At 71.1% G+C, this 26,640-nt stretch carries 23 protein-coding genes; 8 read left to right on the forward strand and 15 right to left on the reverse strand.

The genetic code is table 11. The features are described from left to right. Nucleotides 1-208: 208 nt before the first annotated feature. From ACIP79_RS10690 to ACIP79_RS10715, 6 genes are all read right to left on the reverse strand, one after another. Nucleotides 209-979, reverse strand: a complete 771-nt coding sequence (locus ACIP79_RS10690) for a group II truncated hemoglobin (RefSeq protein WP_401221862.1) — start codon at nucleotides 977-979, stop codon at nucleotides 209-211. A 165-nt stretch (nucleotides 980-1,144) separates the two neighbouring features. Continuing rightward, nucleotides 1,145-4,456: a S8 family peptidase gene (locus ACIP79_RS10695; RefSeq protein WP_401221864.1), complete on the reverse strand. Its 3,312-nt coding sequence runs from the start codon at nucleotides 4,454-4,456 to the stop codon at nucleotides 1,145-1,147. Nucleotides 4,457-4,657: 201 nt separating this feature from the next. After that, nucleotides 4,658-5,341, reverse strand: coding sequence for an ABC transporter ATP-binding protein (locus tag ACIP79_RS10700; protein WP_401221865.1), 684 nt, complete (start codon nucleotides 5,339-5,341; stop codon nucleotides 4,658-4,660). Nucleotides 5,342-5,397: 56 nt separating this feature from the next. Then, complete coding sequence (locus ACIP79_RS10705) at nucleotides 5,398-6,885, reverse strand: ABC transporter permease (protein ID WP_401221867.1); 1,488 nt, start codon at nucleotides 6,883-6,885, stop codon at nucleotides 5,398-5,400. A gap of 174 nt (nucleotides 6,886-7,059) precedes the next feature. Beyond that, nucleotides 7,060-8,331: an Ig-like domain-containing protein gene (locus ACIP79_RS10710; protein WP_401221869.1), complete on the reverse strand. Its 1,272-nt coding sequence runs from the start codon at nucleotides 8,329-8,331 to the stop codon at nucleotides 7,060-7,062. Between the two features lie 211 nt (nucleotides 8,332-8,542). Continuing rightward, on the reverse strand, nucleotides 8,543-8,887 hold the full coding sequence (locus ACIP79_RS10715; protein ID WP_383687879.1) for a hypothetical protein: 345 nt from the start codon (nucleotides 8,885-8,887) through the stop codon (nucleotides 8,543-8,545). A 110-nt stretch (nucleotides 8,888-8,997) separates the two neighbouring features. On the opposite strand from ACIP79_RS10715, the gene ACIP79_RS10720 reads away from it, so the two are divergent. Both ACIP79_RS10720 and ACIP79_RS10725 read left to right on the forward strand, forming a co-directional pair. After that, nucleotides 8,998-9,342 (forward strand): LPXTG cell wall anchor domain-containing protein, encoded by a 345-nt coding sequence (locus tag ACIP79_RS10720; RefSeq protein WP_401221871.1) that lies wholly within the window; start codon nucleotides 8,998-9,000, stop codon nucleotides 9,340-9,342. Between the two features lie 37 nt (nucleotides 9,343-9,379). Beyond that, nucleotides 9,380-10,117, forward strand: a complete 738-nt coding sequence (locus ACIP79_RS10725) for a DUF2625 family protein (protein WP_401221872.1) — start codon at nucleotides 9,380-9,382, stop codon at nucleotides 10,115-10,117. 83 nt (nucleotides 10,118-10,200) lie between these two features. Here the strand turns inward: ACIP79_RS10725 and ACIP79_RS10730 are convergent, their stop codons facing one another. The 5 genes from ACIP79_RS10730 to ACIP79_RS10750 form a co-directional block, all read right to left on the reverse strand. Further along, entirely contained in the window at nucleotides 10,201-11,961 is a 1,761-nt protein-coding gene (locus tag ACIP79_RS10730) for a DEAD/DEAH box helicase (RefSeq protein WP_401221874.1), read from the reverse strand. Nucleotides 11,962-12,072: 111 nt separating this feature from the next. Beyond that, the gene (locus tag ACIP79_RS10735; protein ID WP_168510673.1) at nucleotides 12,073-12,276 is read right to left on the reverse strand and encodes a cold-shock protein; all 204 of its coding nucleotides are present in this window, start codon (nucleotides 12,274-12,276) and stop codon (nucleotides 12,073-12,075) included. A gap of 250 nt (nucleotides 12,277-12,526) precedes the next feature. Further along, the gene (gene hutH / locus ACIP79_RS10740) at nucleotides 12,527-14,065 is read right to left on the reverse strand and encodes a histidine ammonia-lyase (protein ID WP_401222118.1); all 1,539 of its coding nucleotides are present in this window, start codon (nucleotides 14,063-14,065) and stop codon (nucleotides 12,527-12,529) included. 138 nt (nucleotides 14,066-14,203) lie between these two features. Then, nucleotides 14,204-15,376 (reverse strand): diguanylate cyclase domain-containing protein, encoded by a 1,173-nt coding sequence (locus ACIP79_RS10745; RefSeq protein ID WP_401221876.1) that lies wholly within the window; start codon nucleotides 15,374-15,376, stop codon nucleotides 14,204-14,206. Nucleotides 15,377-15,653: 277 nt separating this feature from the next. Beyond that, nucleotides 15,654-16,466, reverse strand: coding sequence for an enoyl-CoA hydratase/isomerase family protein (locus ACIP79_RS10750; protein ID WP_401221878.1), 813 nt, complete (start codon nucleotides 16,464-16,466; stop codon nucleotides 15,654-15,656). Nucleotides 16,467-16,735: 269 nt separating this feature from the next. Here ACIP79_RS10750 and ACIP79_RS10755 point away from each other — a divergent pair, with 269 nt between their 5' ends. Beyond that, complete coding sequence (locus tag ACIP79_RS10755; protein ID WP_401221879.1) at nucleotides 16,736-17,281, forward strand: hypothetical protein; 546 nt, start codon at nucleotides 16,736-16,738, stop codon at nucleotides 17,279-17,281. A gap of 66 nt (nucleotides 17,282-17,347) precedes the next feature. Here ACIP79_RS10755 and ACIP79_RS10760 read toward each other — a convergent pair whose 3' ends face one another. Further along, nucleotides 17,348-18,538: an adenylate/guanylate cyclase domain-containing protein gene (locus ACIP79_RS10760; RefSeq protein ID WP_401221880.1), complete on the reverse strand. Its 1,191-nt coding sequence runs from the start codon at nucleotides 18,536-18,538 to the stop codon at nucleotides 17,348-17,350. 303 nt (nucleotides 18,539-18,841) lie between these two features. Beyond that, nucleotides 18,842-19,708 carry a biotin--[acetyl-CoA-carboxylase] ligase gene (locus ACIP79_RS10765; RefSeq protein WP_401221882.1) on the reverse strand — a complete coding sequence of 289 codons (867 nt, stop codon included), beginning with the start codon at nucleotides 19,706-19,708 and terminating at the stop codon, nucleotides 18,842-18,844. Nucleotides 19,709-19,819: 111 nt separating this feature from the next. Here ACIP79_RS10765 and ACIP79_RS10770 point away from each other — a divergent pair, with 111 nt between their 5' ends. Both ACIP79_RS10770 and ACIP79_RS10775 read left to right on the forward strand, forming a co-directional pair. Further along, nucleotides 19,820-21,412 carry an acyl-CoA carboxylase subunit beta gene (locus ACIP79_RS10770; RefSeq protein WP_401221883.1) on the forward strand — a complete coding sequence of 531 codons (1,593 nt, stop codon included), beginning with the start codon at nucleotides 19,820-19,822 and terminating at the stop codon, nucleotides 21,410-21,412. Between the two features lie 88 nt (nucleotides 21,413-21,500). Beyond that, nucleotides 21,501-21,710, forward strand: coding sequence for an acyl-CoA carboxylase epsilon subunit (locus ACIP79_RS10775; protein WP_401221885.1), 210 nt, complete (start codon nucleotides 21,501-21,503; stop codon nucleotides 21,708-21,710). A 168-nt stretch (nucleotides 21,711-21,878) separates the two neighbouring features. Here the strand turns inward: ACIP79_RS10775 and ACIP79_RS10780 are convergent, their stop codons facing one another. Beyond that, entirely contained in the window at nucleotides 21,879-23,024 is a 1,146-nt protein-coding gene (locus ACIP79_RS10780) for an SGNH/GDSL hydrolase family protein (protein ID WP_401221887.1), read from the reverse strand. Nucleotides 23,025-23,172: 148 nt separating this feature from the next. On the opposite strand from ACIP79_RS10780, the gene mmpB reads away from it, so the two are divergent. Beyond that, a complete protein-coding gene (gene mmpB, locus ACIP79_RS10785) occupies nucleotides 23,173-23,301 on the forward strand; it encodes a morphogenic membrane protein MmpB (protein ID WP_383686887.1) in 129 nt (42 codons plus the stop codon). 22 nt (nucleotides 23,302-23,323) lie between these two features. After that, the gene (locus ACIP79_RS10790; protein WP_401221889.1) at nucleotides 23,324-23,944 is read left to right on the forward strand and encodes a nucleoside triphosphate pyrophosphatase; all 621 of its coding nucleotides are present in this window, start codon (nucleotides 23,324-23,326) and stop codon (nucleotides 23,942-23,944) included. Here ACIP79_RS10790 and ACIP79_RS10795 read toward each other — a convergent pair whose 3' ends face one another. Then, the gene (locus ACIP79_RS10795) at nucleotides 23,945-24,439 is read right to left on the reverse strand and encodes a hypothetical protein (protein WP_401221891.1); all 495 of its coding nucleotides are present in this window, start codon (nucleotides 24,437-24,439) and stop codon (nucleotides 23,945-23,947) included. It abuts the gene before it with no gap. A gap of 356 nt (nucleotides 24,440-24,795) precedes the next feature. On the opposite strand from ACIP79_RS10795, the gene ACIP79_RS10800 reads away from it, so the two are divergent. Further along, nucleotides 24,796-26,568 (forward strand): acetyl/propionyl/methylcrotonyl-CoA carboxylase subunit alpha, encoded by a 1,773-nt coding sequence (locus ACIP79_RS10800; RefSeq protein ID WP_401221892.1) that lies wholly within the window; start codon nucleotides 24,796-24,798, stop codon nucleotides 26,566-26,568. Nucleotides 26,569-26,640 lie beyond the last annotated feature (72 nt).

Below are 26,640 nucleotides of genomic sequence, written 5' to 3' on the forward strand. Positions count from 1 at the left end.
CGGCCGCAGGCGGACCCCAGGCGCGGTCGCCCTCTGCGGAACGCACTCGACCTGGCCGAAAGCGGGACGCGGACCCATTTGGGCGCTGCGTCACCGCCGCAGGACTCCTTGAGCCCCCGCCCTCGCGTCCAGCGCCGGGGAGGTGCCGTCCCTGACGCCCGGCCATCGGCCCGAACGGCGTCGTCCTCAATTGCCGGACGAACTGAAGTCACCCCTGATACGGCGGCGCCGCCCCCCACGTCCAGCGTGGGACCGGCTGTTCCGCCGGGGGCACCGCGTCGGGGCCGGAGAATTGCACGGCCAGGCGTGTGCCCCATTCCGCGTAGGCGACGAAGGCCGAGCGGAACTCGGCGTCGGTGGGGAGGTCCGCCTCGTCGGCGGCGTCCTGGAGGAGGTTGACCCAGCGGCGGCGCTGGACCTCGGTGATGCCCTTGCCTAGGTGCTTGGCGACCATGTGCCCGTGGCCGCCCTGCGTCTCGGAGTAGGCGGCCGGGCCGCCGAAGACCTCGCCGAGCCAGAGCGCGACGTGCTCGGCGTGTTCGGAGGCCAGGCCGGCGAACACCGGTGCCAGGACGTCGTCCTTGAGGACCTTCTCGTAGAAGACCTCGGTGAGGCGGGCGAAGGCCTCGGCGCCGCCCGCCCAGGCGTACAGCGTGGGAACGGCCGCGCCCTGCCCCCGTACCGCCGTCGGCTTGTAGTGGCGCATCTCCTGGATGCTGGGGACGTAGGGGCGGATCTCTGCGAGGAAGTCCTCGAACAGCTCCGACTCGCGGAAGCCTTCGAGGTGGTTCTCGGTCGATGTCCAGATGATGCGCAGAATGAAGTTCTCGAAGTCCTCCTCGCTGCGCGCGAGTTCGTAACTGACGCACTGAGGCGCCGCCGCCAGCTGGACGGCGGCACGGGTGTAGGCGGCGAGGAACTGCGGCGACTGCTCCTCGGGGATGCGGTACCGGATGTACTCGACGGTCTGAACAGTCATGGCCCCACACAAACACGAACGGCCCGCCGGAGGCTTCCCTCCGACGGGCCGTTCGCTGTCGGCTCACCCCGCGTACAGGCTCACCTCGCGTACGGGCTCACCTCACGTACAGGCTCACCTCACGTACAGGCTCACCTCACGTACGGGCTCACCTCACGTACAGGCTCACTTGCCGTAGTACGCGTTGAAGACCGAGACCGTCGACTTGTTGCCCTTCTTGTCGGCGATCCTGGCGCTGAAGGAGACGCTCTTGCCCTTGGCCGGGTTCTTGATGGTGAACTTGCCGTTCTTGACGGTCACCTTGGTCCACTTCGTGCCGCCGTCGTAACTCACGTACACCGCGAGGGACTTGAGGTTGGAGCCCGCCGCCGCGCCCTGGACGGTGACCGGGACGGTCGCCGTCCTGCCCGCGGTGACCCGGGTGTCCAGGGAGACCGTGGAGCCGAAGCGCGCCGTGGAGATCGGCAGCTTCGCGTCGGCGACCTTCTTGGAACGGAACGTCCAGCTCGCGTTGATCTTCGTGGAGGCCGCGGCCACCTTCGAGGAGCGCGTGATGGACGTGGAGAGCTTGTACTCGGCGTCCGCCGCCGGCACCTTGAACTGGCCGCCGCCGCTCAGCGGATCGGCCGCCTCGGCGATCTTGGTGCCGTTGCGGTACAGGATCGTCTTCACCGAGGTGTAGAGCGAGTCCCCGCCGTGCCCGGAGCGGTCGGCGAACAGCGGCAGGTAGCCGTACAGGTAGTCGTCGCTGCGGTAGACCCCGTACAGGCTGCTGAGCTTCGGGCCGAAGACGCCGGTGTTGAACGTCTCCGTGTACGTCTTGCCCGCCGCGAAGGTCCGCGAGTCGTCCAGGGTGTAGACGATCTCGGCGGTCGGGAAGCCCTCCGGGGAGGTGGGCCCGTACTGGACGAAGACAAGGCCCCACTTCGCCTGGTCACCGGTGGACAGGTGGATCGTCCGGGTGCCGGGCAGCTTCTGCGCGACCTCGGCACCGAGGGAGAAGTCGTTCGCCAGCTCGCCGTAGGCGGAGATCGCACCCGTCTTCCCCGTCGCCGAGGCGCCCAGGTTCGCCTTCACCGTGGCGAGTTCACTCGCCTTGTAGTGCTTGACCTTGGCGCCCTGGAGCGTGGTGACCTTGCCGCCGGTGAGGATGTCGTACTCGGTGGCGGCGCCCTTCGTCCAGGTGCCCGACCAGCTCTGGCTGAGACCCGAGGTGATCGCCGGGCCGACGTGCGCCACCCGCAGGTCCTTGAAGGAGCCCATGGTGAGACCGACGCCGACGCCCGCGGGGTCGTACATGTAGGAGACGGAACCCAGAATCTGCTTCGCCGCCGCGTCGGGCACGGTGATGTCGGCGCCCTTGGCGGTGCGCTGGTCGATCGTCACCGTGGTGTCCTTGGTGACGCTCAGCTTGGGCTGGACCAGCCAGTCCACGCCGCCCTCGGCCTCGACGAGGTCCTTCACCAGCAGGGCGTCCAGGACGTAGGAGCCCTTGGGCACCCGGAACGTGTCGGTGGCGCCGGTGCCCTCGCGGTAGAAGTCCCGCCCGTTCGCCGCACCCGAGTAGGCCCACAGGTCGGTCAGGTGGATGGGCTGCTCACCCGCGCGCGTCAGGTACTTCACGGTGACGTCGTAGGACTCCACCTCGCGCTGCACACCCGCCGCCGTGCGCACGCTCTGGCCGCCGCCGGTCGCCGTCACGTACGAGGAGTACGCGCCGTCCGTGGTGCCGCCCAGCTTCGAGTCGACCGTCAGGTCGACGGAGGCCTCGCCGCCCGCCGGGACGGTGACCGAGGTCGCGCCCAGCGTGAAGAAGCCCGCGGGAGCCGCCTGGCCGGAGGGGTTGGTGGCCGTCGCCGTGAGGTTCAGGGTGACGTCGGCCGCGCCGAGGTTGCGGTAGGTGATCTGCTTGGTCACCGGGGTGTCGTCGGTGTGCGGCCACTGCTGGACGCCGAAGCTCACCGAGGACGTCTTGGCGAACACGGTCTGCGCGATGGCCTTGTCGACCTGGATCCGGCCCGAGCCCTGCTGGAACGGCGTGTACGCGCCGCCCTTGGCGGAGCCGGTCAGCACGCTCTTGAGCTCCGCGAACGTCCAGTCGGGGTGCTGCTGCTTGAGGATCGCCGCCGCGCCCGCGACATGCGGGGTCGCCATCGACGTACCGGAGATGGTCAGGTAGCCGGCCGGGCTCTCGCCCTCCTCCTCGGCGATGACGTTGCCGGCGGCGGAGGCCGCGGTGATGTCCACGCCGGGAGCCGTGACGTCCGGCTTGACGGCGCCGTCCAGGCCGGGGCCGCGGCTGGAGAAGGAGGCCAGCTTGTCGCTGCCGTCGACCGCGCCGACGGTGAGCGCGTCGGCCGCGCTGCCCGGGGAGCCGATGGTCTGCTCGCCGGAGCCCTCGTTGCCCGCGGCGATCGCGAAGAGGATGCCCTTCTCCTCGGACAGCTTGTTGACCTCGGCCTCGAGCGGGTCGATCTCGGGGGTGTCAGCGCCGCCCAGGCTGAGGTTGATGATGTCGGCGCCCTGCTCGGCCGCCCACTCCATGCCCGCGAGGATGCCGGAGTCGTCGCCGGAGCCCTCGTTGTTCAGGACCTTGCCGTTGAGGATCTTCGCGCCGGGCGCGACCCCCTTGAACTTGCCGTTCGATTTGGCGCCCGTGCCCGCCGCGATGGAGGCGACGTGCGTGCCGTGGCCGTACTTGTCGGTGGCGTCGGGCGCGGTGGAGAAGTTCTTGGACTCGACCACCTGACCGCTGAGGTCCGGGTGGGCCGCGTCGACCCCGGTGTCCAGGACGGCGATCTTCACGCCCGTGCCGTCGTAACCGGCCGCCCACGCCTTGGGGGCGCCGATCTGCGGCACGGACTTGTCGAGGCTGGCCGTGCGCACGCCGTCCAGCCAGATGTGCGCGACGCCGGAGGCGGTGGCGCCGTCCTCGGTGACCGCGTGCCACAGCTCGGCCGCGTCCTGCTTGGGCGTCACGACCGCGTCGGCGTTGAGCGACTTGAGGGTCCTGCGGAGGGTGCCCGCGTCGCGGACGTCGTCCTTGGCCGCCGCGGCCGTGCCGCGGTAGCCGACGATGACCTTCAGGCCCTGCTTCTGGGACTTGCGGCCGGCCGCCGTGTTCAGCTCGGTGATGTCGAAGAGCCGCTGGTCGAGCTTGCCGGTGGCTATCAGCCGCTGCGCGTCGGCCGGCACCACGAGGGTGTGGCCGGCGGCCTTGCGGATCTTGACGGGTATGTTCTCGCGGCCCTCGGCGCGCTCGACGCCGACGACCCGGCCCTTGGCGTCGACGGCGACCCGGTCCCCGGTGATCAGCGTGATGTGCCGCTCGGCCTTCTCCGCCGCCTGCTTCGCCTTCGCCGCCTGGCCGGACGCGGACGCGCCGCTCGCGTGCTCCGCCGACGCCGGGCTGGTCATTCCCGCCGCCAGCGCCACCGCGGCCGCCGTGGCGACGGTCGCGAGGCACGCTCTTTTCACTTGTCTGCGCAAAACTCCCCCTGAGATGAGATCCGGACGAATCCCCATTCGTCCGGTCGGGGGACCTTCCGCACGCATGTGCGTGCACCCCCCGGAACAGCAATTATGCCCGGGGGGTGATCGGCTTCTCAATAGAGGGAGTTCGACGAAGAGTTGACCGGCTCATTCCGGCCCACTCCCGCGCCCCCCTGTCGCGTTCCGCTACGCCCCCGCGTTCTCCTTGACGGTGATTTTCCCCTTGCGGATCGTGGCGAGCCGCGGGGCTTTTTTAGCGATCGAGGAGTCGTGCGTGACCATGATGAAAGTGAGCCCGTGCTCCTTCCACATGGTTTCCAGTACGTCCATGATCTCGTCGCGCATCGACTCGTCGAGGTTGCCCGTCGGCTCGTCGGCGAGCAGCACCTTCGGCTGCTTGACCAGCGCGCGGGCGATCGCGACGCGTTGCTGCTGACCGCCGGAGAGCTCGGCGGGCAGATGCCCGAGCCGCTCCGCCAGACCCACCGACTCCAGTGCGTCGGCGGCCCGTTGCCGCCGGTCCTTCGTCTTCACACCGAGGGGTACGAGAGCGGTCTCCACGTTCTCCTGGGCGGTGAGCGTGGGAATCAGGTTGAAGCTCTGGAAAACGAATCCGATGTTCTCGGCGCGTACTTTCGTGAGCCGCGCCTCGGACAGCTTGGCCATATCGATGCCGTCGAGTTCGACGCTGCCGGCGGTGGGCCGGTCGAGTCCGCCGAGCATCTGGAGAAGGGTGGACTTTCCGCCACCGGTGGGGCCCTGGATGACCAGCCGGTCGCCGTCCGCGATGGTCAGGTCGACGCCGGCGAGCGCGTCGACGGTGTCCCTGCCCCGCGCATAGCGCTTGGTGACGCCTCTGAGTTCGTACATGGAACAACTCCTGCTTCTGCTGAGGGGGTTGGCCGCGTGAGCCGTGCGGGGCCGGACTACTCGACGCGGCGCAGGGCGTCGGCGGGGCGCAGCCGGGAGGCGCGCCAGCCGCCGAAGGCACCGGCGATCAGGCCGCCGGCGACGGCGAGGCCGACCGCGACGACGATGGTGTTGACGCTGACGGGCGCGGTGAGCGCGACGTCGAGGGCCTGGGACGCGCTCTGCCGGGCGCCGCCGAAGCCGCCGCCACCGGGACCGCCGCCGCCAGGACCGCCGCCACCGCCCGCTCCGCCGCCCGAACTGCCCAGCTCCGCCTGGAGGGTGGGGCTGATCTCGGTCACGACGAAGGCGCCTGCGAGGCCGAGCGCGATACCGAGGACGCCGCCGACCAGTCCGTTGACGATGGCCTCGCCGACGACCTGGCGGGTCACCCGGCCCGACTTCCAGCCGAGCGCCTTCAGGGTGCCGAACTCGCGCACGCGGCGGGAGACGGCCGAGGAGGTGAGGAGACCGGCGACCAGGAACGCGGCGACGAGCACCGCGACGGACAGCCACTTGCCCACGTTCGAGGCGAGGTCGGAGGCGGTCGACAGGGAACCGGAGACGGTGCTCGCGAGGTCGGCGGAGGTGGTCACCGTCGTCCCCGAGATGTTCTTCTGGATGGTGCTCTTGACGCTGTCGATCTGCTGCGAGTCGGACGCCTTGACGTAGATCGTGGTGACCTTGTCCTTGGAGTCGCTGAGCGTCTGCGCCTGCTTGAGCGGGATGTACAGGTTGGCCGCGGCGTCACCGCTCTCCGGCGTCGCTATGCCGATGACCTTGTACTTGACGCTCTTGATGGTGACGGTGCCGTTGAGCTTGAGCTTCTTCTCCTTGGCGTACGAGCTGTCGACGACGACCACCTTGGCGTCGGTCTCGGAGGTCGTGAACGTACGGCCGCTGGTGATCTTGGAGGAGGTCAGCGGGCCGAGGTCCGGCTTGGTGACGTCGGTGCCGTAGACGGAGTAGTTGTTGACGTCGAACTCGGCGCCGCCGCCCTGAACCCGGCCCTGCGGCTGGCCGTTGCCGCCGCCGTCGCCGCCGGCGCCACCGCCGCCTCCGGGTGCGGCGCTCGCGCCCTGGTCCTGCTGGAACTGGCCCTGCCGGAACTGGCCGTTGACCTTGATGACCTGGAGGCTCAGCCCGCCGACGGAGTCCGCGACACCCGCCTGCGAGTCGACCTTGGTGACCGTGTTCGAGGCCAGGGTCTGGAAGCCCTGGACCATGACGCGGTCGCTGCTCTGCTCGGCGTCGCCGTCGTTGGCGTCGAAGTTGAATCGCGGGCGTTCAGTGGTGTCGGTCTGAGCCGCTGCCGCCTTCGTGACCGTCATGTCCGTACCCAGTCCGTACAGCGACTGGAGGACCTTGCCCTGGGCCTTCTCCATGCCCGAGGACACGGAACTGACCACGATGACCAGGGCGATGCCCAGGGCGAGCCCGGAGGCGACGACGAGGGCCGCCTTTCTGCGGCGGCGCAGTTCGCGCCTCAGGTAGGTGAAGAACATGGCCGCAAGGTAAGGACGGCGCGTGATGAAGAGATAAGGCCGACATAAGAGAATGATGAGAAGGCTGTGCAGGAGCGGGAGTTCACCTGTGCGCAACACTGGAACGCTGTGGAAACGCCTCGGCGGCGGCAGCTCCTGGGAGCTGCCGCCGCCGGCGGGTGGAGCGGGGTGGGCTCAGGCTTCCGAGCCGGCCGTCCAGTCCGCCCAGCTCAGGTTCCAGCCGTTGAGGCCGTTGTCCGGGGCGATGGTCTTGTCACCGGTGTTCTTCACGACCACCACGTCGCCGACCATGGAGTTGTTGTAGAACCAGGCGGCGGGGGTGTTCGGGTCGTTGGCGCCCTTGGTGTCCGACAGGCCCACACAGCCGTGGCTGGTGTTGACGCTGCCGAAGACGGACTTGGCGCCCCAGTAGTTGCCGTGGATGAAGGTGCCGGACGCGGACAGCCGGATGGCGTGCGGCACGTCCTTGATGTCGTACTCACCCTTGCCGTCGTCGTCGGTGAAGCCCACGGTCGCGCCGTTCATGCGCGTCTCCTTGAACTTCTCCGACATCACCATGACGCCCTGGTACGTCTTGTTCTCGGGCGAACCGGCGGAGATCGGGATGGTCTTGATGGTCTTGCCGTCCTGCGTGACCTTCATGGTCTTGGTCTTCGCGTCGACGATCGAGACCTGGTTGCGGCCGATCTTGAAGGTGACCGTCTTCTGCTGCACGCCGTACACACCGCTCGCGCCCTCGACCCCGTCGAGGCTCAGCTTGAGGGTGACGGTGGAGCCGCCGGTCCAGTAGTCCTCGGGGCGGAAGTCCAGGCGGTTGGCGCTGAACCAGTGGCCGACGACCTGCTGGCCACTGCTCGACGTGACGGTGATGCCCTTCTGCACGGCGGACTTGTTCGTGATCGCCTTGTCGAAGTTGATCGAGACCGGCATGCCGACGCCGACGGTGGAACCGTCCTCCGGCGTGAAGTTGCCGATGAAGCTGTTGGCCGGGGAGACCGTGGTGAACGAGCCGTTCTCGTGGGCGACGCGGCCCTCGGAGTCGGCGGCCGTGACCGTGACCTTGTACGTCGTGGAGCGCTCCAGCTGGCCGGTGGGGGCCCAGCTCGCCTTGTCCGCGGATATCTCACCGGCCACGGCGGTGCCGTCGGCGGTCGTCATGGTGACCTTAGTGAGCGTGCCCTTGCTCACGGTGACCTTGGCGGCGTTGTTGATGGAGGCGTTGTTCGAACCGTCCTTGGGCGTGATCGTGATCGACGCCTCGGAGGTCTTCTTCGCGGCGGCCTCGTCGGCGTTGGCCTGCGCACTGCCGGTGCTGCCACCGTCGCTGCCCGTGGCCTTGTCGTCGCCTCCGCTGCACGCAGAGAGCACCAGCACCCCGCCGAGCAGTGTGGACGCGACCATGAGGCCCCTGCGCCGCTTACTGTTCGTCATCACACGCTTCTCCATCGTTGCCGAATACCCAAAAAACCGTGAGAGCCCCGTAAGAACTTTCAACGCTACGACCGGTTCATCCCGTTCCACATCCGGTGGATGTGTGGGGCACACCACGTTCGCGGCGGGTGGCACGAAGGTGGTCGGTGCGCCTCCCGCGAACTCCTGAGACGAGAAAACCCCGGACGGCGGTTGCCGCCCGGGGTCACGATTTCCCCAAGAAGCTTCAGCGCACTCCGACTTCCTCGTCGTCCTCGGCGTCATCATCCTCGTCGAGGTCCCAATCCGGCGAATCGGGGTCGTAGTCGATGGGCTCGCTGCTCCACGAGGCCTGGGCGAGCTCGACCCCGGGCACCTCGCTGACCAGGTCAAACGGATCGACGAGATGGGCGAGGGCCTCGGCAGTGTCTTCCGTCACGGCGTTCTCGGCGTGCGTCCGCTCGTCGGCGGGCATGCCGGTGTCCTCGGCGATCCGCCGCAGCGCGGCCTTGGCGACGGCGTCGGCGTCGTCGACTTCAAGCACCAGTTCGACACGAAGCCGTACAAACTGTGCTGTCTCAGGTGTACTCATGGAACGGAGCGTACGACCCACAGGTTCCGCGACTTTCCCACGACCCGCGCCTTTCATTAGCATCGGTCCACACGGCCAATTCGCCAGCGCCACAAGGGGATCGATATTTCGTGTCCGCCGCACGTCGATCGTTGCTGACCGCCACCGCCGCGGGGACCCTCCTGGGAGCCCTGTGGTTCGTCCCGTCCGCCAAAGCGTCCCAGGAGACACCCGTCGGCGAGGTCTCCGCGCCGGCCAGTGCCCCGGCCGCCCCGTCGGCCGCTGCCACGACGACGACCACCGAGGACGGGACCGCCACGGAGCCGGTCGCGGACTCCGACGGCGACCGGACCCAGCTGGCCGACACCGGAAGCATCGACACGACGCCGTACGTCGTCGGCGGCACCCTCTTCCTCGGCCTGGGCGCCGGATTCGTGACCTACTCGGTGCGCCGGGAGCGCACGGCGGCCTACTGAGCGCGGTGCTGCGGCGCCCGGACCCATCGGGGAATCCATGCGAGACCTGACCGAGCTGACCGACGTCGAGGAGCCCGCGTGGCCGCTCCTGTCCGACCAGCTCTCCAACACGAGCTCGGTGTCCCTGGAAGTACTCCCGGTGGACCCCGTACAGGGCCGCGAGACCCTGCTCCAGCTCCAGGTCACGGCCCGGTCCTGGCTGGGCGCGTTCGCGCTCAACTGCGGCGGGCTGCTCCTGGACAGCGGGTGGCTGCGCATCTACGGCAGTCCGGGCGACCTGACCCCGGCGGGACCGCCCGCCCTCGCCGAGGTCAACGAGTTCCCCGCCCGCTTCGATCCCGCCTGGCGGCCGGAGGGCGGCCTGGTCGTCGGCCATGACGTGCTGGGCGGCGTCTTCGTCCTCAACGGGCCCAGCCCGGAGGCCGACGGCCGCCCCGGCCGGCCCGGCGAGATGATCTACTTCGCGCCGGACTCCCTGCGCTGGGAGTCCCTCGAAGTGGGCCACGCGGCCTGGCTGAACTGGCTGCTGACCGGCGGCATGGAGCAGTTCTACGACACCCTGCGCTGGCCCGGCTGGCGCGGCGAGTCCGGCCCCCTGACCGGCACCCAGGGCCTCTCCGTACTCCCGTTCCTCTGGTCCGCCGACGCCCGCCGCGACCTCTCGGCCACCACCCGCCGCCCCGCCCCGCTGGCCGAACTCCTGGACCTGCACCGCAGCTCGGCCTTCAAGCTGGACTCGGTCGACCCGGGGTTCTTCGGCGAGGTACGCGACTGAGCCGCGGCGTCCTGCCGAACGCCGAGGGGGTGTCCGCGAGCCGTGACGGCTCGCGGACACCCCCTCGTTCTGTCGCTTCCGTGCTACGCGGCCCGGCGTCCGCCGCCGCCCTGACCGCCGCCCTGGCCACCGCGCTCGGTGCGGCGCTGCGGGGCACGGCCACGGCCACCGGCACGGCTCGCGCCCGCGGCGCCACCGGCCTCGGTGCGCCGGCCGCCGGAGCGCTGGGGCTGACGCCCCTGCGACTCGGCACCGGCACCTGAACCCGCGCCCTGCGCACGCGTACCCGAGCCACTGCCCTGGGACCGCGTACCGGAGCCGCCGCCCTGCGTCCGCGTACCCGTGCCGCTGCCCTGCGTCCGCGTACCCGAGCCCTGGGCGCGTGCGCCCGTCCCCGTGCCCTGCGGACGACGGGCTCCGCCGCCCACCCGGGGACGGGACTTGGGCCGCTTGGGCTGCTCGGCCTGCTGCGGCACCTCGATGACCACGGGGACACCGGAGGGCTCACGGGCCCCGGTGATCCGGGCCAGCTCCGCGTCGCTCGACGTGACCCGCGCGGTCCGCGGGGTGATGCCCGCGTCCGACATCAGACGGGTCATCTCCCGCTTCTGCTCCGGGAGTACGAGGGTGACGACACTGCCGGACTCACCGGCGCGGGCCGTACGGCCGCCGCGGTGCAGGTAGTCCTTGTGGTCGGCCGGCGGGTCGACGTTGACCACCAGGTCGAGGTCGTCGACGTGGATGCCGCGGGCGGCCACGTTGGTGGCGACCAGCACGGTCACCTCACCGTTCTTGAACTGGTCGAGCGTGCGGTTGCGCTGCGGCTGGCTGCGCCCGCCGTGCAGCGCGGAGGCCCGCACACCGTTGGCGAGCAGCCGCTTGGTGAACCGGTCGGCACCGCGCTTGGTGTCCACGAAGAGGAGGACCCGGCCGTCGCGCGCCGCGATCCGCATCGCCACGGCCTTCTTGTCGGTCTCGTCGGCGACATGCAGCACGTGGTGCTCCATGGTGGTCACCGCACCCGCGGAGGGGTCGACGGAGTGGACGACCGGGTCGTCGAGGAACATCTTGACCAGCCGGTCGATGTTCTTGTCCAGCGTCGCCGAGAACAGCAGCCGCTGGCCGCCCGGCTCGACCTGCTTGAGCAGCGCCGTGACCTGCGGCATGAATCCCATGTCGGCCATCTGGTCGGCCTCGTCGAGGACGGTGATGGCCACCTGGCCGAGCGTGCAGTCGCCGCGCTCGATGAGGTCCTTGAGCCGCCCGGGGGTGGCCACGAGCACCTCGGCACCGCGCCGCAGCGTCCCGGCCTGGCGGCCGATCGACATGCCGCCGACGGCGGTGACGACCCGGAGGTTCACGGCGGTCGCGTACGGCGTCAGCGCGTCGTCGACCTGCTGGGCGAGCTCGCGGGTGGGGACGAGCACCAGCGCGAGGGGCGCTTTGCTCTCGGCCCGGCGGCCCGCGGTGCGCGCCAGCAGGGCGAGGCCGAAGGCGAGCGTCTTGCCGGAGCCGGTGCGGCCCCGGCCGAGCACGTCGCGCCCGGCGAGGGAGTTGGGCAGGGTGGCGCCCTGGATCGGGAAGGGCTCGGTGACGCCCTGGGCCGCCAGGGTCTTCGTCAGCGCCGCCGGCATGTCCAGCGCGTCGAAGGACTCGACGGCGGGCAGCGCGGGCGTGACGCTCTCGGGCAGGGAGAACTCCTGCGGCGGCGCGACCTTGCGGGCCCCGCCCTTGTTGCCGCCGGCACCCCGGCCCGGGTTCCTCGCGGAGGCGGCGCCGGCCTGGGGCTGGGTACCGCGTGCGTTCGCCGGCCTCTTACGGACGGGACGTTCGGATCGAGTCATGCTGGATCTGGATTTCCTTCCTGGGCCACACGGACAGCACACACGCACAGCGCGAGCCGGGGCCCGCACCCGTAGGTGCGGGGCCCCGGCTCTGGAAAAGCGCTACCCGGCTTAGGCGGGGACGATGTTCTCCGCCTGAAGGCCCTTCTGGCCCTGCGCGACGTCGAACGAGACCTTCTGGCCCTCCAGCAGCTCACGGAAGCCGGAGCTGGCGATGTTGGAGTAGTGAGCGAAGACGTCGGGGCCGCCGCCGTCCTGCTCGATGAAGCCGAAGCCCTTTTCCGAGTTGAACCACTTCACGGTGCCTGTAGCCATGTTTCTCTCCTGAATAGGTAGGGGCCCCAATCCGGAGATGCACCGGGAAAAGCCGGAGATGCCGGTAAAACAAAACGCGCCTGCGGAAGATTCCGATCAGGCGCACAAAGTAAATGGGTACCAAAAACGTATCAATGTGACAGTAGCACACCCCTGATCGCGTCCGGCCCCCGAAAGGCCCGGACGTGACGAGGACCACCGTACAACCGACGGCGGCCCCGCCACGTACCCCGACCGCGTGGGTCGGACCCTAGGCCAGCGGACCCGTCACCGGCTCCACCGCCGCGACCACGTGGCCACCGCGCACGAACGCGTCGGCCGCCGCGAGGTCCGGGGCGAGGAAGCGGTCGGGTCCCGGGCCCTGGACGCCGGCCGCGCGGACGGCGTCGATGACCGCCTGCGACGCCGGGGCCGGGACGAGTCCCTCGCGGAGCTCGATGGCGCGGGTGGCGGCGTACAGCTCGATCGCGACGATGCGCGTGAGGTTGTCCACGGCGGTGCGCAGCTTGCGGGCGGCCGACCATCCCATCGAGACGTGGTCCTCCTGCATCGCGGAGGACGGGATGGAGTCCGCGGACGCCGGTACGGCGAGCCGCTTCATCTCGCTCACCAGGGCCGCCTGCGTGTACTGGGCGATCATCAGGCCCGAGTCGACCCCGGCGTCGTCCGCGAGGAACGGCGGCAGGCCGTGCGAGCGGTTCTTGTCCAGGAGCCGGTCGGTGCGGCGCTCGGCGATGGAGCCGAGGTCGGCGGCGGCGATGGCGAGGAAGTCGAGGACGTAGGCGACCGGGGCGCCGTGAAAGTTGCCGTTGGACTCCACGCGCCCGTCGGGCAGTACGACGGGGTTGTCGACGGCGGCGGCCAGTTCGCGTTCGGCGACCGTGCGGGCGTGCGCGAGGGTGTCGCGTCCCGCGCCGGCGACCTGCGGGGCGCAGCGCACGGAGTAGGCGTCCTGGACGCGCGGGGCGCCGTCCTGGTGGTGGCCGGTGAGCTCCGAACCCTTCAGCACGGCCAGCATGTTGGCGGCGGCGGCGCTCTGCCCGGGGTGCGGGCGGATGGCGTGCAGTTCGGGCGCGAGGACCTTGTCGGTGCCGAGCAGGGCCTCCAGCGACAGGGCGGCCGTCACGTCGGCCGACTTGTAGAGGGTCTCCAGGTCGGCGAGGGCCATGACCAGCATGCCGAGCATGCCGTCGGTGCCGTTCAGGAGGGCGAGGCCCTCCTTCTCGCGCAGTTCGACGGGGGTGATGCCGGCCTCGGCGAGCAGCTCGCCGGCGGGCCGTACGGCGCCGTCCGGGCCCTCCGCGTCTCCCTCGCCCATGAGGGTCAGGGCGCAGTGGGACAGCGGGGCCAGATCGCCGGAGCAGCCGAGCGAGCCGTACTCGTGGACGACCGGGGTGATCCCGGCGTTCAGGATGTCGGCCATGGTCTGTGCGACCTCGGGCCGCACGCCGGTGTGCCCGGAGCAGACGGTCTTGAGCCGCAGGAACATCAGCGCGCGGACGACCTCGCGTTCGACGTGCGGGCCCATCCCGGCGGCGTGCGAGCGGACGATGTTGCGCTGTAGCTGGGCGCGGAGTTCCGGGCTGATGTGCCGGCTCGCGAGGGCGCCGAACCCGGTGGAGACGCCGTAGACGGGCTCCGGCTTGGCGGCCAGCGCGTCCACGATCTCGCGGGCCGCGGCGAGGGCCGCCACCGCCTCGCCGGAGATCTCGATCCGGGCGCCGGCGCGCGCCACGGCGAGAACGTCGGACGCGGTCACCCCGGACGTCCCCACCACCACAGTGTGCATATCCATATTCAGGAGCGTACGCAGTGAATTCGATGATGTCACTACCGGGTGGCGGGTAGACCCCTTACCGGCTCCTTCCCGGAAGAGATCCCGGCAGAGGTCTCGGTAGAGGTCCAGGCAGAGGTCCAGGGAGGTACGTCACTGGGGGCGTCCGGGGACACCGGGTCCGGGTCGGCCGCGGAAGCGGCGGCGCTCGCCCACTCCCTCCCTGGGCGGGGCGTCGGCGAGGCGGACGACGGGGTCGTCGGGACCCTCGCGCCCGGCGACCACGGGCCGCGCGGCCCGTACGGCCTTCGCCCGGTACTGGGCGGCGTCGGCGAGCCGGAACAGCCGCCGGGCCGAGCGCACCGGGCCGATCGGGTCGGCGGTCGAGGCGACCCCGCAGGCCACCCCCTCACCGAGCTCCAACTCGGCGGCGCGACGGCAGAGTTCCTCGGCCACCCGGACCACCTCGTCGGCGGCGGGACCGACCGCGAGCAGGCAGAACTCGTCACCGCCGAGCCGGGCGGTGAGGGTGCCCGGGAGCATCGCGCCGCACAGGGAGAGCACGGACCCGAACCGTTCGAGGAGCCGGTCACCGACCGCGTGCCCACGGGTGTCGTTGACCCGCTTGAGGCCGTTCAGGTCGCAGACGACGAGGCTGACCACGACGCTCTCGTCCGCCTTGTGCCGGTCGATGGCCTCGTCGAGCCGCGCGTCGACGGCGCGGCGGTTGGCGAGACCGGTGAGGGCGTCCGTGAACGCCAGCCGCCTGGCCTCCTCCAGCCGCTCGGTCTGGGCGATCCCGGCGGCGACGACCGAGGCCAGTACGGTCGCGAAGTCGGCGTCGGCCCGGTCGAAGACGGCGGCGCCGGCCGGACGGGCCACGTACAGCTCGCCCCAGGCGCGGCCGTGCAGCACGATCGGGGCCACCACGCAGCAGCCTCGGCCCCGTCTGCGCAGGGCGGCGACGCGCTGGTGGCAGTAACCGGCGTGGCCCCCCGCGGGGCCCTCCGCGGTCTCCACCCAGGCGTCGGGCTCGCCGCCGCCGGCCCACCGTTCGTGCAGGAACTCGGTGATCTCCGGGAACTGGTGGACCGGGTAGGCCTCCTCCTCCGGGAACTCCTCCTCGCCCTCGGCCCGCTCGCCCACGTTCGCGAGGACCCGCAGCCGGCCGAGCTCGCGCTCCCAGACGGAGAGCGCGGCGAAGCTTCCCGCCAGGGCGTGACAGACGCCGGTGGCTGCCGCCCGCCAGGACTCGCGCGGGGTGTGCGCCGCCGCCATCCCCTGCGCCAGCTCCACCACGGCCCTCAGCCGTCTGTCCTCGCCCATCACTCCAGGCTAGGTAGAACGAGGGCATTTCGGGATATTTAGCGGGCTAACGGGGGCGGTACGACGGTTCCGGCGGGGGTTTCTTCGCCCCCTCCGCCCCTTCCCGTCCCGTCTCTCGGGGGCTCCGCCCCCGAACCCCCGCTCCTCAAACGCCGGAGGGGCTAATCCTTTCTAGCCCGTCCGGCGATTGAGGACGAGCGCGTCAGCGCGACAGCGGGGGTCTGGGGGCGCAGCCCCCAGAAACGGGACGGGAAGGGGCGGAGGGGGCGAAAAACGCCTACTCCCCGGGCCACCGCGGCGCACGCTTCTCGTTGAACGCCGCCACACCCTCCGCCCGGTCCCCCGAGAAGGCGACGGAGCGCCACGCGGCGTCCTCGACCTCAAGCCCGGCCCGCAGGTCGAGCCCCTGCCCCAACCGCAGCGCCCGCTTCGCCGCCCGCAACCCGACGGGAGAGTTCCCGGCGATCCGCCCGCCCAGCGCGAGCGCCTCCGCCCGGTCCCGCCCCACATCCACGAGCACGTCGAGAAGCCCCAGCTCCCGCCCCTCCACCGCCTCGACCCGCCGGGCCGAGAAGATCAGCTCGGCGGCGCGGGCGGCGCCGACCCGGCGCGGCAGCAGCTGCGTACCGCCGCCGCCGGGAATGACTCCGACCGACACCTCGGGCAGCCCGACGACCGCCGTACGGTCGGCCACGATCAGGTCGCAGGACAGCGCGAGCTCGAACCCGCCGCCCAGCGCGAACCCGTGCACGGCGGCGACGGTCGGCATCGGCAGCTCCAGGACCCCGGTGTAGGCGGCCCGCGCGAGGGGCCGCTGGCGCACCAGCTCGGCGTCGGTGAGGGAGTTCCGCTCCTTCAGGTCGGCGCCCACGCAGAAGGCCCGCTCATGGGTCGAGGTCAGCACGGTCACCCGGACGTCCCGGTCCGCGGCGAGCGCCTCGCAGGCGCCGGCGAGGGAACGGGCCATGGCCGTGGACACCGCGTTCATGGCCTTCGGCCGGTCGAGGACGAGCTCGGCGACGTGCCCGTGCCGCCGTACGACGACGAACTCCCCGAACCGCCGCTCGTCCCCTTGCTCCAGCTCCGCCATGACACCCTCCCGGTTAACGCGGGTTAACTACCGACCCCCCGATCATCGCAGCAGCGGCCGCCCACCGAAAGCCACCCCCGGGCCCGTACCTCCCCGTTCGGGTGACACCCGCCCCAACTCCCGGCCCCCGCTCCCGCCCGCCGCATAGCGTGCGCACCGCCGCGGCGCACCGGGGAGCGCGGGCAGTCAGGGGAGGTACGGCCATGACGGACCGGGAGACGACACGTGGACGCCATCGCAGGCCCCGCCCGCGGCGGATGCTCTTCGCCGTGAGTGGACTGGCCCTGGCCGCCGGTGCGTTGGGCGTGGTGCGCATGTCACCGGAGTCGGTGGTCGGGGCCATGGGGAGCCCGGACGCCGAACCGACGACGGGGACCGGCACGGACACGGCCGGCAATGCCGCCGCCACTGTCGAGCCCGTGCCCTCGGGGCGTCCGGTGTCCGCCACGACGCCCGCCGTGATGGGCCGCGAGAGCGCGCTGCCGCCGGTGGGCGTGAGTCTCGCGCCCACCTCCGCGCCGACCCCGACCCGGTTCGTGGCGGCCCCCTCGACGCCGGTCCGCGTCCCCGTGCGCGGCACGCCGGACGCGACCGGTATTCCCGCCGCTCCGGCCGTCCCCGTCCCAGTCCCCGTCCCCACGGTGTCGCGGCCACCGGCAGCGACGACCGCCGCGCCCGCCCCGAGCGCGACGACACCGACCGCGGACCCGAGACCCAGGCCGCCCGGCCTGTGCGTGCCGGTCATCGGCCTCTGCGTGGACGGCCTGGCGAAGCCCCTGGGCGGACACGGTCAGGCCCGACTCCCTGGACCGTGACCGTGACCGTGACCGTCAGCGCGCGGCGTGTGGCGTGTGGCGTGTGGCGTGCAGCGTGTGGCGTGGTCAGGACTCGGACTGGGACTCGCGGCGGGAGAGGAGCCAGGGTTCGACGACACCGAGGCCGCGGACCGGGCGCTGCCACATCGGCTGGAGGGCGAAGCGGTAGGAGGGCGGTTCCTCGCCCTCCTTCTCCGCCGCGGCGGCGGCCTCGGCGGCCTCCGCCTCGGAGGCGGGCGCCTCGCCGCTGCGGATCAGTTCCACCGCGAAGGCGCCGTCCACCAGGACGGAGTCGCGTGGCGCTATCGAGGTGAGGCGGCTCGCGAGGTTCACCGTCGTACCGAACACGTCGCCCATGCGGGTGGTCACCGTGCCGAAGGCGATGCCGACGCGCAGTTCCGGCATGGTCTCGTCGTTCGCCATCGTCTCGATGAGACGCAGCGCGATCTCGGCGGCGATCGCGGCGTCGTCGGCCGCGTACAGGACCTCGTCGCCCAGCGTCTTGATGAGCCGGCCGCCGTGCGCGGCCACCAGGTCGGCGGCCGTGGTCTCGAAGGCCTCGACCAGTTCGCCGAGTTCCTCCTCCTCCATGCGGCGGGTGAGCCGGGTGAAGCCGACGAGGTCCGCGAAGCCGACGGCGAGGCGGCGGTCGACCATCTCCTCGTCGTCCCCCGCCTGGACGACCCGGCCGGTCGCGGCGGCGAGCTGGCGGCGCCAGACGTAGACGAGGAACTCCTCCAGCTCGGGCAGGAGCAGCTCCATCAGGGGGTACGTCACCTCGGTGCGGGTCATTCCCGGCTCCGGGGGCTCGGTCAGGCCCTCCAGGAACGAGTCGATCTGCCATTCGGCCAGGCGGGCGGTGGTCTGGCCGGTGGAGCGGGCCACCTGGACGGCCATCGCCTCGCTCAGCAGGCCCGCCTCGACGAGGCCCGCGAGGCGGCGCAGGGCCAGTACGTCGGCCTCGGTGAGGGCCTTCGCCTGGCCGATGTCGGCGAAGCCCATGGCTCGCCAGAAGCGGGAGGCGAGCTCCATGGAGACGCCGGCGCTGCGGGCCGCCTGAAAGGGGGTGTACCTGCGCTCGGCGCCCAGGATGAGCTGCTCCAGGCGGAGTGCCAGCGGGTCCTCGCCGGAGTTCTGGTCCTCGGGTGCGTCCACCCGAGGGGAGGAGATGTGGTTGACCGGGCCGGCGGTACGGTCCGGCTCGGCGTCGGGGGCGGGGTCTGCACCCGTGCCGGAACCGGTGTCGTCGACGGTCACGCCTGCTGCCCTTCCGATCTGCCGCGGTCAGGTATCGACCGCGCTCAACTCTACGGCAGGTGTGGGCTGGCTCACTCCTGACTCGGGCTCCGCGGGTACCCAGAAGTTTCCTCGCCCCCTCCGCCCCTTCCCGTCCCGTTCCTGGGGGCTGCCCCCCCAGACCCCCGCTTCGCGCTGACGCGCTCGTCCTCAATCGCCGGACGGGCTAGGAATAGCCCCTCCGGCGTTTGAGGAGCGGGGGTTCGGGGGCGGAGCCCCCGAGAGACGGGACGGGAAGGGGCGGAGGGGGCGAAAAACACCCGCTCACACGGCCCGCAGATGCACGATGTCCCCCGCCCCCACCGGCTCCTGAACCCCCGCCTCCGTGGCAAGCACCAGCCGCCCGTCCCCATCGACGGCCACCGCCTCACCACTGATGGAGCGCCCCCCGGGCAGCTCGGCCCGCACCACGCGCCCAAGCGTCGCGCACCCGGCGGCGTACGTCTCCTGGAGGCCGGACGCGACGGGATCACCGGCCGCGTCGCGCCAGCGGCCGTACCACTGCTCCAGGGACCGCAGGACGGCCCGCAGGACGGTGTCCCGGTCGGTGCTCACCGCGCCGGCGAGGGCGAGGGAACCCGCTCCGGGGACGGGAAGCTCGTCCTCGCGCAGGGTGACGTTGATGCCGATGCCGACCACGACCGTGCCGGGACCGGCACGCTCGGCGAGGATGCCGCCGGCCTTGCGCTCGGCGCCGTCGACGGTCACCAGGAGGTCGTTGGGCCACTTGAGTGCCGTGTCGACCCCGGCGGCCCGCGACAGCGCGGTGGCCACCGCGACGCCGGTGAGCAGCGGCAGCCAGCCCCAGCGTTCGACGGGGACCCCGGAAGGCTTCAGCAGGACGGAGAAGAAGAGCCCGGAGCGGGCGGGCGCCGTCCACTGCCGGTCCAGGCGTCCGCGCCCGGCGTCCTGCTCCTCGGCGACGAGCACCGCGCCCTCGGCGGAGTCGCCCTCGGCGGCGAGTGCGACGAGGTCGGAGTTGGTCGATCCGGTGCGGGCGACCACCTCGATCCCGGACCAGAGACCCCCGTCCCGCACGAGCGCCTTGCGCAGGGCAGTGGCGTTGAGCGGCGGCCGGTCCAGGTCGGACCACCGGTTGTCGTTGGCGTCTGATGCATCTCGCGGCGTCATGCAACCCACCCTAGGTGTGGTAAACGCCGCACTGCCGATCCGTATCGCCACCACTACCCTACGAGTCAGTAGCAAGCCAGCCCCACTGAGCAGGCAGGGAGCCGCATCCCGATGTCCGAGCCGGAAGACCCGCAGCACCACGACATCCACACCACCGCCGGCAAGATCGCGGATCTTCAGCGCCGCATCGAGGAGGCGACGCACGCCGGCTCGGCACGCGCCGTCGAAAAGCAGCACGCCAAGGGCAAGTTGACGGCCCGTGAGCGGATCGAGCTGCTCCTCGACGCGACCTCCTTCGTCGAGTTCGACGAGTTCGCGCAGCATCGGTCGACGGACTTCGGTCTGGCGGACAACCGCCCCTACGGCGACGGTGTCGTCACCGGGTACGGCACGGTGGACGGCCGCCCCGTCGCCGTGTTCTCGCAGGACTTCACCGTCTTCGGCGGTGCCCTGGGCGAGGTCTTCGGCCAGAAGATCATGAAGGTGATGGACTTCGCGCTGAAGACCGGCTGTCCGGTCATCGGCATCAACGACTCCGGCGGCGCCCGCATCCAGGAGGGTGTCTCGGCCCTGGGCATGTACGGCGAGATCTTCCGCCGCAACACCCATGCGTCCGGCGTCATCCCGCAGATCTCGCTGGTCGTCGGCCCGTGCGCGGGCGGCGCGGTCTACTCTCCCGCGATCACCGACTTCACGGTGATGGTCGACCAGACCTCGCACATGTTCATCACCGGCCCCGACGTCATCAAGACGGTGACGGGCGAGGACGTCGGTTTCGAGGAACTCGGCGGCGCCCGGACCCACAACGCGGTGTCGGGCGTGGCCCATCACATGGCGGGCGACGAGAAGGACGCCATCGAGTACGTCAAGCAGCTGCTGTCGTACCTGCCGTCGAACAACCTCAGCGAGCCCCCGGCCTTCCCGGAGGAGGCGGACCTCACCGTCACCGACGAGGACCGCGAGCTGGACGTGATCGTGCCGGACAGCGCGAACCAGCCGTACGACATGCACGCGGTGATCGAACACATCCTGGACGACGCCGAGTTCTTCGAGACGCAGCCGCTGTTCGCGCCGAACATCCTCACCGGTTTCGGGCGGGTGGAGGGCCGTCCGGTCGGCATCGTCGCCAACCAGCCGATGCAGTTCGCGGGTTGCCTGGACATCGACGCGAGCGAGAAGGCCGCGCGCTTCGTCCGCACGTGCGACGCCTTCAATGTCCCCGTCATCACCTTCGTGGACGTGCCCGGCTTCCTGCCCGGCGTCGACCAGGAGCACACCGGCATCATCCGGCGCGGCGCCAAGCTGATCTACGCGTACGCGGAGGCCACCGTCCCGCTCATCACGGTCATCACCCGCAAGGCGTTCGGCGGCGCGTACGACGTCATGGGCTCCAAGCACCTGGGCGCCGACCTCAACCTCGCCTGGCCCACGGCCCAGATCGCGGTGATGGGCGCACAGGGCGCGGTCAACATCCTGCACCGGCGCGCCATCGCGGCGGCCGACGACCAGGAGGCGACCCGGGCCCGGCTGATCCAGGAGTACGAGGACACGCTCCTCAACCCCTACACGGCCGCCGAGCGCGGCTACGTCGACGCGGTGATCATGCCGTCCGACACCCGCGGCCATGTCGTACGAGGGCTGCGTCAGCTCCGTACGAAGCGCGCGTCGCTGCCTCCGAAGAAGCACGGCAACATCCCCCTCTAGGCATCCGGCATCCGGCATCCGGCTGGTCATCCGGCGGCCATCCAGTCATCCGAGGTCACCTCGGTCCGCGAGACGTCTGGGAGCGGTTATGACGATCAAGGTGGTACGGGGCAATCCGACCCCGGAGGAGCTGGCCGCCGCACTCGCGGTGGTCAGGGCGCGCGCCGCGGCGGCGGCCGCCTCGCTGTCCGGCGCGCCCGGGAGCAGGGACGCGTGGGCCGACCCGGCCCGCGTCGCCGCCCGTCGGCTGCCCCAGCCGGGACCGACGGCGTGGGGCCGCTCGTACTGGCCCGGCTAGGCCCGTCCGGCAGTTCCCGTCCGGCAACCCGTCCGGCGGCTAGCGTCCGCCTCGCGGTGTGCGTCCGCCTCGCGGCTCCCGTCCGGCAGTTCGCGTCCGGCGGTTCGCGTCCGGCGGCTCCCGTCCGCCTCGCGGTTCGCGCCCGCCCCCGGTGCGGAAACGGTTCCGCTAGAGCAGTTCGGCGAGGGCTTCGGCCATCACCGCGTACCCCTTGTCGTTGGGGTGCAGGTGATCGCCGAAGTCGTACGCCGGGTGCAGCCGGTCCGGGGCGGCCGGATCGGCCAGCAGGCGGTCGAGGTCCAGGGCCGCGTCCCACTCGCCCGCGCTCCTGATCCACTCGTTCACCTCGCGGCTCACCCGTGCCGCGTGCTCGCCCCAGTGGTCGGAGCCGCCGAAGGGCAGCAGCGTGGAGCCGATCACCCGCAGTCCTTTCGCCCGCGCCTGGCGGATCAACTCCCGGTATCCGTCGATGAGTTCAAGGGCCTCGACGACGGGTGCGGGCCGGTACGTGGGCTGTTCGTCCGTCTCGCTGAAGCCGATGTCGTTCAGCCCCTGGAGCACGACGAGCGTGTCCACGCCGGGGTGGTCGAGGACGTCGCGCCGCAGCCGGTGGACGCCCTTCTCGCCGTACCAGGCCGAGTCGTTGAGCAGCAGGTTCCCGCCGATGCCGGTGTTGAGGACGGGCCGTCCGGTGCGTTCGGCGAGCGCGTCCGACCAGCGGCGGTTCGCGCCCGGGGTCGAGCCGAAGCCGTCGGTGATGGAGTCCCCGAAGAGCGCCACGGCGTCTCCGCGGCCGTTGTCGGCCTCGACCGCCGACAGGAAGTACCAGGACTCCGAGGACGCGTCGAAGGCCTCTCCCCGTACGTCCTCCAGGTGGTCGCCGGTCGCCCGGTAACTGGTCGCGAAGGCCTGCGCGTGGAAGGTGGCGGGTCCGGTGACGGCGTCCAGGTGCAGGGTGACGGTCACCGACTCCAGGGCGTCCAGGGCGAGTTGGGCCGGGTCGCTGACGGCGAGGCCGCGCGGGGCGATCTCGGCGGAGGCGGAGCCGCCGAAGGTGAGGCGCCGTACCGAGCCGGGCTCGACGGCGGCCCCCGCGCCGGCGCGGGCCACGGTGGCGCCCGCGATCCGCAGCGGCGAGGTGCCGTACGCGTTGGACAGCCGGACGCGGATCCGGTCGCCGCCGGCGGTGAGGCGGACGGTCTGGCGCAGCGACTGGCGCCAGAAGCCCTCGCGCGACCAGTTGGGCGTGAAGCCCTCGGCGGGGAGCTGGGGCGATGCGGTCCAGGCGGTGGTGAACACGGCGACTGCCTCCATTAAGGGGACCTGAGTTCCTTTAGTGATGCTCACGACCGTAGCAGGCGACCGCGCACTAAAGAAACCCCAGACCCGTTTACCCGAGTCGTGCGGAAGTTGAGTACGCGTACTCAGGCGCCCGGCCGCGAGCCGTCGCACGATCGAGGACATGCTGTGGTCCGACCCCGAGAACGAGCCGCCCAAGGAACTCCGCGACACTCAGGACATGTTGCGGCGCCTGGGGATCCTCGTGGCGTTGGCGATGGTGCTCGCCATGGTGGTGCTCGGCGTCATGTGAGGCGCGCCGATACCCTGATCGCATGACTGATCAGCCCTCTCGCCGCCTCGTGCTCGCCTCGCAGTCCCCCGCCCGGCTCAACCTGCTGCGGCAGGCGGGGCTCGATCCCGAGGTGATCGTGAGCGGGTTCGACGAGGACGCCGTCACCGCGCCGACCCCCGCGGAGCTCGCCCTCGCGCTGGCCGAGGCGAAGGCCTCCGTCGTGGCGGCCAGGCCCGAGGTGCGGGGCGCCCTGGTGATCGGCTGCGACTCGGTCCTCGACCTGGACGGCGAGGCGTACGGCAAACCCGCGGACGCCGAGGAGGCCACCGCCCGCTGGAAGTCGATGCGCGGCCGCGCCGGGACCCTGCAGACCGGCCACTGCGTCTGGGACACGGCGGCCGAGCGCCACGTCTCGGCGACCGCTTCCACCGTGGTCCGCTTCGGCGACCCGAGCGACGCCGAGATCGCCGCGTACGTCGCCTCGGGTGAACCCCTCCACGTGGCCGGGGCGTTCACGCTCGACGGCCGCTCGTCACCGTTCATCGACGGCATCGACGGCGACCACGGCAACGTGATCGGGCTCTCGCTGCCGCTGTTGCGCCGCCTGCTGGCCGAACTGGGCGTCGGGATCACGCAGTTGTGGACGCCGCGGGAGAAGTGATCAGGAGGTGCTGGGCACCGGAGGAGCCGTGGGGCCACCGGCGGGCGGGGCGTCCGAGCCGCCGCCGCTGTCGCTGTCCTCGGGCGCGGCCACGACCGGCCTCCTCGGGCGGTCGAACGCGAACAGCGTGAACACGATCAGCGCGAGCCCCACCATCATGAAGGCGAAGGCGTTCCAGCCCACCAGGCCCACCGTGAGCGCGCCCAGCAGACCGTGCACCACCGCGGCGCTGATGAGCAGGATGCGCCCGAAGAGACCCGGCGCACGGTCCCGGACGGCGGCGAGCAGCGCGGTGAGACCGCACAGCGCGAAGTAGAGGCCGAAGACCAGTCCTCCCACCTTCGAGGAGATCGACATCAAGTCCGGGTCGAGACCCGCCAGGGACATGTCCTGGTTGTCGACGACCGTGCCGAGCAACCAGTTGAGCATCGCGATGCCGACCGCCTCCACGAAGAGCACGATCGCCGCCACCCACGCCACCGGTCTGCGCACCACCGGTCCCCACCCGCTTCCGTGTGCTGTTACCCCTAGTACGTTCGACTACAGCCTGAACGCTACTCACGGGTAAACCTCGGGACAAGGGTTCTGCCTGGGGCAAAGAATCATTGGGCCATTCGTAGGGACTCGACAAAGAAACCCTGTGGCACGCAGCACGGACTCACAGAGACCTTGACCACACAGGAGGGCTAGGGTTCGGGGAAGGGATCCCGTGTGCCGTGGCGCGACAAGGGATTTCGCGGGTCGAGCGCGCCTCGAATCACGCTCCGTGTGGGCAAGCTCACCATTGGGGACGGGTCGAAAGGTCGTGTCGGCAGTCCCTAAACTCGGCTTGTTTCAAGGAGGGAGCCATCGTGCGCAAGGTGCTCATCGCCAACCGTGGCGAAATCGCTGTCCGCGTGGCCCGGGCGTGCCGGGATGCCGGCATCGCGAGCGTTGCCGTCTACGCGGAACCGGACCGGGACGCTTCGCATGTCCGTGCGGCGGACGAAGCGTTCGCATTGGGCGGTGACACCCCGGCCACCAGTTATCTGGACATCGCCAAGGTGCTCCAGGCCGCCAAGGATTCGGGAGCGGAGGCGATCCATCCCGGATACGGCTTCCTTTCCGAGAACGCGGAGTTCGCGCAGGCGGTGCTGGACGCCGGCCTGGTGTGGATCGGCCCGCCGCCGCAGGCCATCCGCGACCTCGGCGACAAGGTGGCCGCCCGTCACATCGCGCAGCGCGCCGGGGCGCCGCTGGTCGCCGGCACGCCCGACCCGGTGTCCGGCGCCGACGAGGTCGTCGCGTTCGCCGAGCAGCACGGCCTGCCGATCGCCATCAAGGCCGCCTTCGGGGGTGGCGGGCGCGGCCTGAAGGTCGCCCGCACGCTGGAGGAGGTCCCGGAGCTGTACGACTCCGCCGTACGCGAGGCCGTCGCGGCCTTCGGACGCGGTGAGTGCTTCGTTGAGCGCTACCTCGACAAGCCCCGGCACGTGGAGACGCAGTGCCTGGCCGACTCGCACGGCAACGTGGTGGTCGTCTCCACGCGTGACTGCTCGCTCCAGCGCCGCCACCAGAAGCTGGTCGAGGAGGCCCCGGCGCCCTTCCTCTCGGACGCCCAGGTCGAGCAGTTGTACGCCTCCTCCAAAGCGATCCTGAAGGAAGCCGGCTATGTCGGCGCGGGCACGGTCGAGTTCCTGGTCGGCACGGACGGCACGATCTCCTTCCTGGAGGTCAACACCCGTCTGCAGGTCGAGCACCCGGTGACCGAGGAGGTCGCCGGCATCGACCTGGTGCGCGAGATGTTCCGCATCGCCGACGGCGAGGAGCTGGGCTACGGCGACCCCGAACTGCGCGGCCACTCCTTCGAGTTCCGCATCAACGGCGAGGACCCGGGGCGCGGTTTCCTGCCGGCTCCCGGCACCGTCACCGTCTTCGACCAGCCGTCGGGCCCGGGTGTCCGGGTGGACGCGGGCGTCGAGGCGGGCAGCGTCATCGGCCCCGCCTGGGACTCCCTGCTGGCCAAGCTGATCGTCACCGGCGCCACCCGCGAGCAGGCACTCCAGCGCGCCGCCCGTGCGCTCGCCGAGTTCAACGTGGAGGGCATGGCCACCGCCATCCCCTTCCACCGCGCGGTCGTCAAGGACCCGGCGTTCGCCCCCGAACTGACCGGCTCCGACGCCCCGTTCACGGTCCACACCCGGTGGATCGAGACGGAGTTCGTCAATGAGATCCCGGCCTTCACCGCTCCCGCGGACGCCGACACCGACGAGGAGTCCGGTCGCGAGACCGTCGTCGTCGAGGTCGGCGGCAAGCGTCTTGAGGTCTCGCTGCCCTACTCGCTGGGCATGTCGCTGGCCCGCACCGGTCTGGCGGCGGGCGCCAAGCCCAAGCGCCGGGCGGCGAAGAAGTCCGGGCCCGCGGCCTCCGGCGACACCCTCGCGTCCCCGATGCAGGGCACCATCGTCAAGGTGGCCGTGGAGGAGGGCCAGGAGGTCAAGGAGGGCGACCTCGTGGTCGTCCTTGAGGCCATGAAGATGGAGCAGCCCCTCAACGCCCACCGCTCCGGCACCATCAAGGGCCTCAGCGCGGAGCTCGGCGCCTCGCTCACCGCGGGCGCGGCGATCTGCGAGATCAAGGACTGACGGCCCGTACGTCCCACTCGTACGAGACGGTCGTACGGTCTCATTCGTAACAGACGGTCGTACGACATCCCG

The organism is Streptomyces sp. NPDC088747 (assembly GCF_044751025.1).
Classification (GTDB): Bacteria; Actinomycetota; Actinomycetes; order Streptomycetales; family Streptomycetaceae; genus Streptomyces.

What these genes read in the sequence shown, in the direction of transcription:
- ACIP79_RS10745 (WP_401221876.1), bottom strand. Translation starts at nt 15,376, where the DNA reads ATGGGCGAGGACAGACGGCTGAGGGCCGTGGTGGAGCTGGCGCAGGGG.
- hutH (WP_401222118.1), bottom strand. Translation starts at nt 14,065, where the DNA reads ATGCACACTGTGGTGGTGGGGACGTCCGGGGTGACCGCGTCCGACGTT.
- ACIP79_RS10765 (WP_401221882.1), bottom strand. Translation starts at nt 19,708, where the DNA reads ATGACGCCGCGAGATGCATCAGACGCCAACGACAACCGGTGGTCCGAC.
- mmpB (WP_383686887.1), top strand. Translation starts at nt 23,173, where the DNA reads ATGCTGTGGTCCGACCCCGAGAACGAGCCGCCCAAGGAACTCCGCGAC.
- ACIP79_RS10735 (WP_168510673.1), bottom strand. Translation starts at nt 12,276, where the DNA reads ATGGCTACAGGCACCGTGAAGTGGTTCAACTCGGAAAAGGGCTTCGGC.
- ACIP79_RS10700 (WP_401221865.1), bottom strand. Translation starts at nt 5,341, where the DNA reads ATGTACGAACTCAGAGGCGTCACCAAGCGCTATGCGCGGGGCAGGGAC.
- ACIP79_RS10775 (WP_401221885.1), top strand. Translation starts at nt 21,501, where the DNA reads ATGACGATCAAGGTGGTACGGGGCAATCCGACCCCGGAGGAGCTGGCC.
- ACIP79_RS10705 (WP_401221867.1), bottom strand. Translation starts at nt 6,885, where the DNA reads ATGTTCTTCACCTACCTGAGGCGCGAACTGCGCCGCCGCAGAAAGGCG.
- ACIP79_RS10730 (WP_401221874.1), bottom strand. Translation starts at nt 11,961, where the DNA reads ATGACTCGATCCGAACGTCCCGTCCGTAAGAGGCCGGCGAACGCACGC.
- ACIP79_RS10750 (WP_401221878.1), bottom strand. Translation starts at nt 16,466, where the DNA reads ATGGCGGAGCTGGAGCAAGGGGACGAGCGGCGGTTCGGGGAGTTCGTC.
- ACIP79_RS10770 (WP_401221883.1), top strand. Translation starts at nt 19,820, where the DNA reads ATGTCCGAGCCGGAAGACCCGCAGCACCACGACATCCACACCACCGCC.
- ACIP79_RS10790 (WP_401221889.1), top strand. Translation starts at nt 23,324, where the DNA reads ATGACTGATCAGCCCTCTCGCCGCCTCGTGCTCGCCTCGCAGTCCCCC.
- ACIP79_RS10725 (WP_401221872.1), top strand. Translation starts at nt 9,380, where the DNA reads ATGCGAGACCTGACCGAGCTGACCGACGTCGAGGAGCCCGCGTGGCCG.
- ACIP79_RS10715 (WP_383687879.1), bottom strand. Translation starts at nt 8,887, where the DNA reads ATGAGTACACCTGAGACAGCACAGTTTGTACGGCTTCGTGTCGAACTG.
- ACIP79_RS10780 (WP_401221887.1), bottom strand. Translation starts at nt 23,024, where the DNA reads ATGGAGGCAGTCGCCGTGTTCACCACCGCCTGGACCGCATCGCCCCAG.
- ACIP79_RS10710 (WP_401221869.1), bottom strand. Translation starts at nt 8,331, where the DNA reads ATGGAGAAGCGTGTGATGACGAACAGTAAGCGGCGCAGGGGCCTCATG.
- ACIP79_RS10690 (WP_401221862.1), bottom strand. Translation starts at nt 979, where the DNA reads ATGACTGTTCAGACCGTCGAGTACATCCGGTACCGCATCCCCGAGGAG.